Annotated in this window: 5 protein-coding genes; 3 read left to right on the top strand and 2 right to left on the bottom strand. The window is 68.9% G+C overall.

Annotated features, from left to right (window positions below):
- The first annotated feature begins 35 nt into the window (after window positions 1-35).
- Complete coding sequence (locus VF794_RS27595; protein WP_331115473.1) at window positions 36-725, top strand: carbonic anhydrase; 690 nt, start codon at window positions 36-38, stop codon at window positions 723-725.
- Window positions 726-928: 203 nt separating this feature from the next.
- Window positions 929-2,209, top strand: a complete 1,281-nt coding sequence (locus VF794_RS27590) for a styrene monooxygenase/indole monooxygenase family protein (RefSeq protein WP_331115471.1) — start codon at window positions 929-931, stop codon at window positions 2,207-2,209.
- Between the two features lie 26 nt (window positions 2,210-2,235).
- On the opposite strand, the gene VF794_RS27585 is transcribed toward VF794_RS27590, so the two are convergent.
- Together VF794_RS27585 and VF794_RS27580 are read right to left on the bottom strand one after the other, a co-directional pair.
- The gene (locus tag VF794_RS27585; RefSeq protein WP_331115469.1) at window positions 2,236-4,419 is read right to left on the bottom strand and encodes a hypothetical protein; all 2,184 of its coding nucleotides are present in this window, start codon (window positions 4,417-4,419) and stop codon (window positions 2,236-2,238) included.
- Between the two features lie 73 nt (window positions 4,420-4,492).
- Complete coding sequence (locus VF794_RS27580; RefSeq protein ID WP_331115467.1) at window positions 4,493-6,025, bottom strand: hypothetical protein; 1,533 nt, start codon at window positions 6,023-6,025, stop codon at window positions 4,493-4,495.
- A gap of 346 nt (window positions 6,026-6,371) precedes the next feature.
- On the opposite strand from VF794_RS27580, the gene VF794_RS27575 reads away from it, so the two are divergent.
- Window positions 6,372-6,848, top strand: a 477-nt coding sequence (locus VF794_RS27575) for a transposase (RefSeq protein ID WP_331115465.1), incomplete at its 3' end; no start/stop codon positions are given.

Here is a 6,848-nt window from a genome sequence, read left to right as displayed (position 1 = left end):
GTAGCCCCGCCGGACGCCCGTCGCGTGTCCGGCCGGTGTGGAATGGGCCGCACCGTGTCAGCCGCGAGCCCTCGACCGTGACCCCCTACGAGCAGATCTTCCAGAACAACCGCCGCTGGGCCGAGGAGCAGCTCCGCGCCGATCCCGAGTTCTTCAACCGGCTCGCGCGTGAGCAGCACCCGGACTTCCTCTACATCGGCTGCTCCGACAGCCGGGTGCCGGCGAATCAGATCATGGGCCTGGCGCCCGGCGACGTGTTCGTGCACCGCAACGTCGCCAACCTGGTCAACAACGTCGACCTGAACGTGATGTCGGTCATCAACTACGGTGTCCGGCACCTCGACGTGAAGCACATCATCGTGTGCGGCCACTACGGGTGCGGCGGTGTGCGAGCGGCCATGCAACCCAAGGATCTGGGCATCCTCAATCCGTGGCTGCGCAACATCCGCGACGTGTACCGCCTGCACAAGGGCGAGCTGGACACCTACAAGGACGAGGTCCAGCGCTATGACCGCCTCGTGGAGCTCAACGTCACCGAGCAGTGCATCAACATCATCAAGACGGCCGCGGTGCAGCAGTCCTTCCTGGATCGTGGCTACCCCACGGTGCACGGCTGGGTGTTCGACATGCGCACCGGTCAGCTCAAGGATCTGGAGATCAACTTCCGGGAGACGCTGCGCAATATCCAGGAGGTGTACGACCTGACGGGCACGACCTTGCGCTGAGATCGAAGGGGTCCGCAGGTGGCCGCCACAGCTCGCTCGGCTATCCGCCCCACGGGCGCCCAGGCGTTTTTCAGAGAAGAATCCGGTGTGCGCCCCTTCCGAAGCGTCGCCGCTCCCGAGGCCCGGACTGCCCCTTTTCGTCCAGACCACTGCCGTTCTTCGTCATAAGGAATCACACGGATGGCCCGGATACGATCTCCCGCATGGCGAATATCGCGATTGTTGGCGCGGGTCAGGCGGGGCTCTTCCTGGGCTTCGGTCTGCTCGAGGATGGACACGAGGTCACGCTCTTCTCGGATCAGACGAGCGAGGGGATTCTGAATGGCAGGTTGCCCTCGGGCATGGGGCTCTTCGAGGACGCGGTGAAGAAGGAAGCCGCGCTGGGGCTTCCGAACTGGGAAGACGGGATGACTCGGGGAGAGGGCGCCATCCTCGAGTTGATCAACCCCGATGGTGGTGTCGGGCTGCACATCGCCCCGCCCGTGCCACGGCCCCACCGGGGCGTCGATCAGCGGCTGAAGAACTCGCGGTGGATGCGGGAGCTGGAGCGGCGCGGCGCGGCGGTTCGCGTCGTTCCCCTCGCGACACCGGAAGACCTCGACAAGCACACGGCTGGCCATGACCTCGTCGTGGTCGCCACCGGGAAGGGCTCGCTTTCCAGCCTGTTCGCGCGAGATCCCCAGCGCAGCCCATTCGACCGGCCGCAGCGCCACATCATCGGCCTGCTGCTGAAGAACTTCCGGCCCGATCTCCGCAGCGGAACCATCCGGATCCTGCCCCGCATGGGCGAGGTAATCATCACCCCGTTCTACAGCCGGGAGCAGCTCAAGGGACGCTTCCTGCTCATCGAGGGCATCCCGGGAGGACCGCTCGATCAATTCCCTCGCGAGCTGTCGGGCCACGAGCTGCTGAAGGCGTGTCAGCAAACCATCCGCGCGCTCATCCCCTGGCAGCTGGAGGACTTGAAGGAGGCGGAGCTCAACAGCGAGCAGTGCTGGCTTCGCGGCAGCCTCACGCCCACCGTCCGCCAGCCAGTCGGGCGGCTTGCCTCCGGCAAGGTGGTGCTCGGCCTGGGCGACGCCGTCATGCTGCATGATCCGCTGGCCGCGCAGGGCGGCAACAACGCGACCCACATGGCGGACTTCTACCGGGGCCGTATCCGGGAGCACGCCGGGCGACCCTTCACCGCGGAGTGGATGCAGCGGACCTTCGAGGACTTCTGGCGGGACCATGGCCAGTACGCGATGGGGGTGACGGCCGGCCTGCTCATGCCTCCGGCGCCCCACCAGCAGGCCGTCCTCGTCTCGGCGCACCACGTGCCCGCGATGGCCACGGCGCTGATCGATGGCCTGTACGACCCCCGAGCGCTCTTCCCGTGGTTCGTCGACCCCGCGGTCACTCCCGGGTTCCTCGAGTCTCGGGGCGTTCCCCCCGCGCTGATGGATCAGCTCGCGCCCCTGCTCAAGCGGTCAGCACGCGCTTGAGGCCATCAGGGTTATCGGATCCCGGTTCAGGACGCGCTGCTCTCCTCGACGTCGCGGATCTCGGACTGCACGTGGAGCTCGAAACCCTGACCACCGATCGTCAGTTTCGGGTCCTCGTCGAAGCCTCTGTCGACGTAGCGCTCCTCGGTCCGGGGCTGGCCCTGGACCGCCTGGATCAGGGGATACGGGTTGCCGCGCGAGGCCTCCAGGAGGTAGCCGTCGAGCTCCTCGGGCGGAATGCCGCTGACGTCGATCTCTACCTTCACGCCCCTCTCACCCTCCCCAGCGCTCCCTGACAGCTCGAGGGTGATCTTCGTCGACACCTGCCCTTGCGCGCCGTCGATGCTGCCACGCGGGTCGCTGAGCAGATCGCCCATCGTGGTGCCAGGCTTGACGGGGTACCGCCACGTCCGCTCCACCTCGGCGCTGCCCTCGATCTCGCCACCGGTCGCGGTGAGGCCATCCCCGCCGAGCTCGCCCGCCAGGGGGACCGTGAGATCCCCCGAGGCCTCCAGCTCCGCCTTGGCCTTGATCTCGACGAAGGACGGCTGGCCGCCCTCGAACTCGACACGAAGCGTCCCACCGACTCCGGCCGAGCCGCTGGCTCCAAAGGCGTCACCGACTCCCATCTCGGCCGCCACGCCGATCGCCGCGTCGCCGCTGAGCTCCACGGCCGACATGTGGCCGTTGAGGAAGTCCATGTCCTCCTGGCCGGGCATCATCGCGTCCGAGAGCGGCTGGAAGCCAGGAGTGGCGCCCATGGCCTTCGCGCTGGCGGCCATGGCGATGATCTCGGCGGCGCGCGCGGCATCCTGGGGGTTGTCGAACTGATACTCCACCTTGCCGCCAACTCCCACGCTGACCTGGGCGCCCGGGATCGTCAGGCCGATGTCCACCTCGAGCGAGGCCTCCAAGGTGTACGTGTCCTGGCCATTCTCCTGGGTCCGCTCGATGGAGATCTCTCCGGCCGCTTCCACCGAGGGGCCAGCGGAGACCTCACCACCGACGGCGAAGGTGTATTTGTCACCGACGCCGAGTTCGTTGACGTTGCCTCCGATGTTCAGGGGACCGAGCAGGCCGTCACGGGCAAGCTCACGCGCTTTCGTCCTCAGTTCACCGGTGAGCTTCAGCCCCTGCTCGCTCGCGATCTGGACGGCGTCGGAGACGGCATTCCATCCCCCCTCCGCCACGTCTCCGACGAAGTCGATGGTGCCGGCCCCCGCGTCCGCCACGAACGTGCCCGCATCCGTGACGATATCCGCCACCCCGCCCGCCACGGCCCCCGCCACGTCCTTGATGGGATCGGTGATGTCATCCCAGCCGAACCCGTTGGCGAGCTGGTTCGCGGAAACCTCGCCGGCCTGACCGTCGCTGCCGAGAGTCCCGGCCTCGCGACGCGCGGCCACCGTGCCCGCACGCCTTCGCTCCGCCTCGGACGCGCCGGGCGGAAGCGCCTCCATCGCCTGGCGCGAGGAAGCGGCCATCTCCTCCCGCTCCGCTACGCTGACCCCATCCACGCCCTCGTACGGTTCCGCTTGCTCGGGGGTGAGGAACGGATCCTCTCCGAGGATCGCCCGGGACGGATCGTAGTAGCGCCCGTCTTGCATGCGGAGCACCGCGTGCTCATCCCCGACGACGATCTCCGACTCGACGGGGGGGTTCTGGTCGTTGAAGTAGTCCTGCGCCACGACGGCGGCCTGCGTGCAGTTGAGGGCGTTGTCCTTGCCAAGGTCGACCCGGCCCCCGTTGAGCTCCATGGCGACGATGGAGTCCACCAGGGAGGTGCCAGCGCCCTCCTCGGCGTACCGGAAGCCCTCCATGTGGCGGTTGGCACCGCGCACGTCATAGGTGGGCAGCTTGTTGTCATGGAGCATGGCCTCGAGCTCCGAGGGCGACAAGCCGCCCGCGTGGCGCACGCCCCCCACGTCCGCCTCTCCCTTCAGATTCACCGGCGCCGTTTCCGCGCGGACCTGCTCGACGAGCTGCGCGACGTGCTGCTGGGCGACCTCCCGGACCCGAGGGGCGGCCTGCGCGGCGGCGGCCTTGGTAGCGGCGGGCTGAGCGGCGGCCTGCGCTGCGTTGGCCTGCGCCGCGGCCCGGCGGGCGGCGGCCTCGGCGGCACGTTGTGCGGCCTCCGCGGCGCGCCGGGCTGCCTGCTGCGCCGCGGCCAGTCCGGCCGAGAGCCTTGAGCCGATGGAGGAGTTGCTCATGAGGGCACCTTTGAGGAATTCAGTTCTTCTCGGGAAAACAGTCTACACCAGCTTATCCACTCCGTGTGTCAAGTCAGTTGGATTCGTGGTGGAGCGTCGCGCACGTGTAGCGCCAGCGGAGTGGTGGGCGAGCGTAGACCCCGCCCGTGCCCGGCGCGCACTCCAGCAACAAGCGTCGGGCCGCGGACTGCTCTCGGGTGACGGTGTAGTCGGTGGTCGTCTGGAAGCGATGGACGCCGCGCATTCCGGAGCTTCGGTCGTCGGGTTGGATGGAGGCCCAGCCCTGCGTCCACTCCATGAAACGGGGCGGGTGTTGGTCGAGGTAGGCCTGGGCTCCCTCCGTCAGCAGCTCGGGGGTGTTGAGCCCGATCATGTCCACCACGAAGGCCTGACCGAAGAAGCGCGGTGCTCCCGCGTCGAGCGCCCATACCACGTCGCCGGGCGAGGCCTTCGCCAGGAATCGGCCCTCCTGGACCTGAAGGTCGTCGATGTTGTGGGCGTCGTTCTCGAGCCGGGTGAGGCGAGCGGGGAGCCCCGTGGCCAGGGCGAGCGGCAGGAGCACGGCCAGGGCGGTGGCCAGCCACGGGCCTCGCGTCGCCAGGCGGGCCTCGAGCCACCGTCCCAGCAGCAGGGGCGGGGCGGCGAGGAGGAAGGGAATGGCGGGCAGCAGGTAGCGCTGCGTATAGAAGATCTGCGATGCGGGGTGCCGCAGGAGCGCCTGCGAGACGGAGCAGAACACCAGGGCCACCCCCACGAGTCCGGCCGCCAGACGCTCGGGGCTGGTGGGGGGCACGCGACGCAACACCAGCACGCCCCCGGCCACCACCACCAGGGCCGCGAACACCGGTCCGGGCCAGGAGAGCTCCGGCACCAACCGGAAGAAGCCCGCCCATTGCGTGGCCAGCAGGGGCAGTTGATTCGAGGTGCCCACCTTGGCGTAGAACGTCGCGGGCAGCGGCCTGCCCGAGGCATGCAGGTTCCACAAGGCCCAGGCGCCCCCACCGAGCGCCACGCCCACCCCCGCATGGAACCAACGCCGGAGGACGGGCTTCCACCCGGGCTGGGGCCGGACGACGAGCGGCAGGAGGAAGAGGAAGAGGCCCACCTCAGGACGTGCCAGGGGGCCGAGCACGCCGCAGAGCACGTAGGGCCCGGACCGCTCCGAGCGCAGGGCGAGCAGGAACCCCACCGCCACGCACGTCGCCAGGGGCACCTCCATGCCGGAGAGGCTGGCGGCGACCAGGTGTGGACTCACCAGCACGAGCAGCGCCGCGCTCGCGGCCCAACGCCGGCCCGACTCCCGGAAGACCACGTACAGGCCTGCGGCGGTGAGCGCATGCAGCAGGAAGCCCAGCAGCTTGGTGACGAGCACGGCCCTCGCCGCGTCCGCGTTCCCCAGATGCGCCACGGCGAGCACCACGGCCCACAGTGGGGACGTCTCGCCCGTGGCGGGCACACCAGGGTTGTAGCTGAGCCCATCTCCCCGGGCCACGGAGCGCGCGTAGACGGCGTGGATCCACGCGTCATCGAGCGGAAAGCCTCGAGCGCGCCAGTAGTCGGGGACCAGGGCCACGCAGAGCGCCAGCACCGCGAGCACACAGAGCACGCCGATCCAACCGCTGGCACGTCCTTCCCGAGTGGCCGGGGTGGGAGAGGGAGGAGTTGAAAGGTCACGCATGAGGTGGCGCGAACCTACCGCACTCCCTTGGAAGAGGCGGGAATCGAACCTGCCGCCTCCAGCGCGGGTCTGCTGTAGCTTGCTCTCATAGGTCCCGATCCCACAAGCAGGCAGGGGCTCCACGGGGGCTCGTGGGAGGCGAACGGTAGCGTGTGCCCTGGCGAGGTGTGGCTGGGGAGGGGTAGGTGGGAACGCACGGGTGGGCGTACCGGCGAAGGCAGCCGGAGGGGACGGTGCTGTATGAGGCGCATGTGACGGCGGGACGGAGGTGGACGTGCGGCCCCCTCCCCGAAAGCAGCCCCGATGCGCCTTCCTGGAGGGCTTCTCCCTGCACGCCAACACGCACCTGCACGCCAACGACAGGCAGGGTCTGGAGCGGCTATGCCGCTACGGGGCGCGCGGTGCACTGGCGCTGGAGCGTTTGTCACGAGCGGAGGATGGCCGCATCGCCTACCAAATGAAGCGCCCGCTGCCGGACGGTACGACGCACCTGCTCTTCACCGGGCTGGAACTGTTACGGCGTGTGGCGTCCCTGGTGCCTCCGCCTCGGGCAAACCTCACAAGGTTCCACGGCGTCTTCGCTCCAGGCGCGCGACTGCGGCCATTTCTGGTCCCCCAAGCAGGAGAGGAGGAGGCGAGCGTGGAGCCCCAGGCAGCTGCGAGGCAGGAAACGAGGAAGGAGCGGAGGGCGCGAGTGGACTGGGCAGGGCTGCTACGAAGGACCTTCGCGGTGGAGGTGTTGGCCTGCGTG

Source organism: Archangium sp. (assembly GCF_036389735.1).
GTDB lineage: Bacteria > Myxococcota > Myxococcia > Myxococcales > Myxococcaceae > Archangium.
This window is presented reverse-complemented; position numbering and strand designations above follow the sequence as displayed.

Bases quoted from the DNA above. Each gene is read 5' to 3' on its own strand.
- VF794_RS27590 (WP_331115471.1), top strand. From the start codon at position 929: ATGGCGAATATCGCGATTGTTGGCGCGGGTCAGGCGGGGCTCTTCCTG.
- VF794_RS27585 (WP_331115469.1), bottom strand. From the start codon at position 4,419: ATGAGCAACTCCTCCATCGGCTCAAGGCTCTCGGCCGGACTGGCCGCG.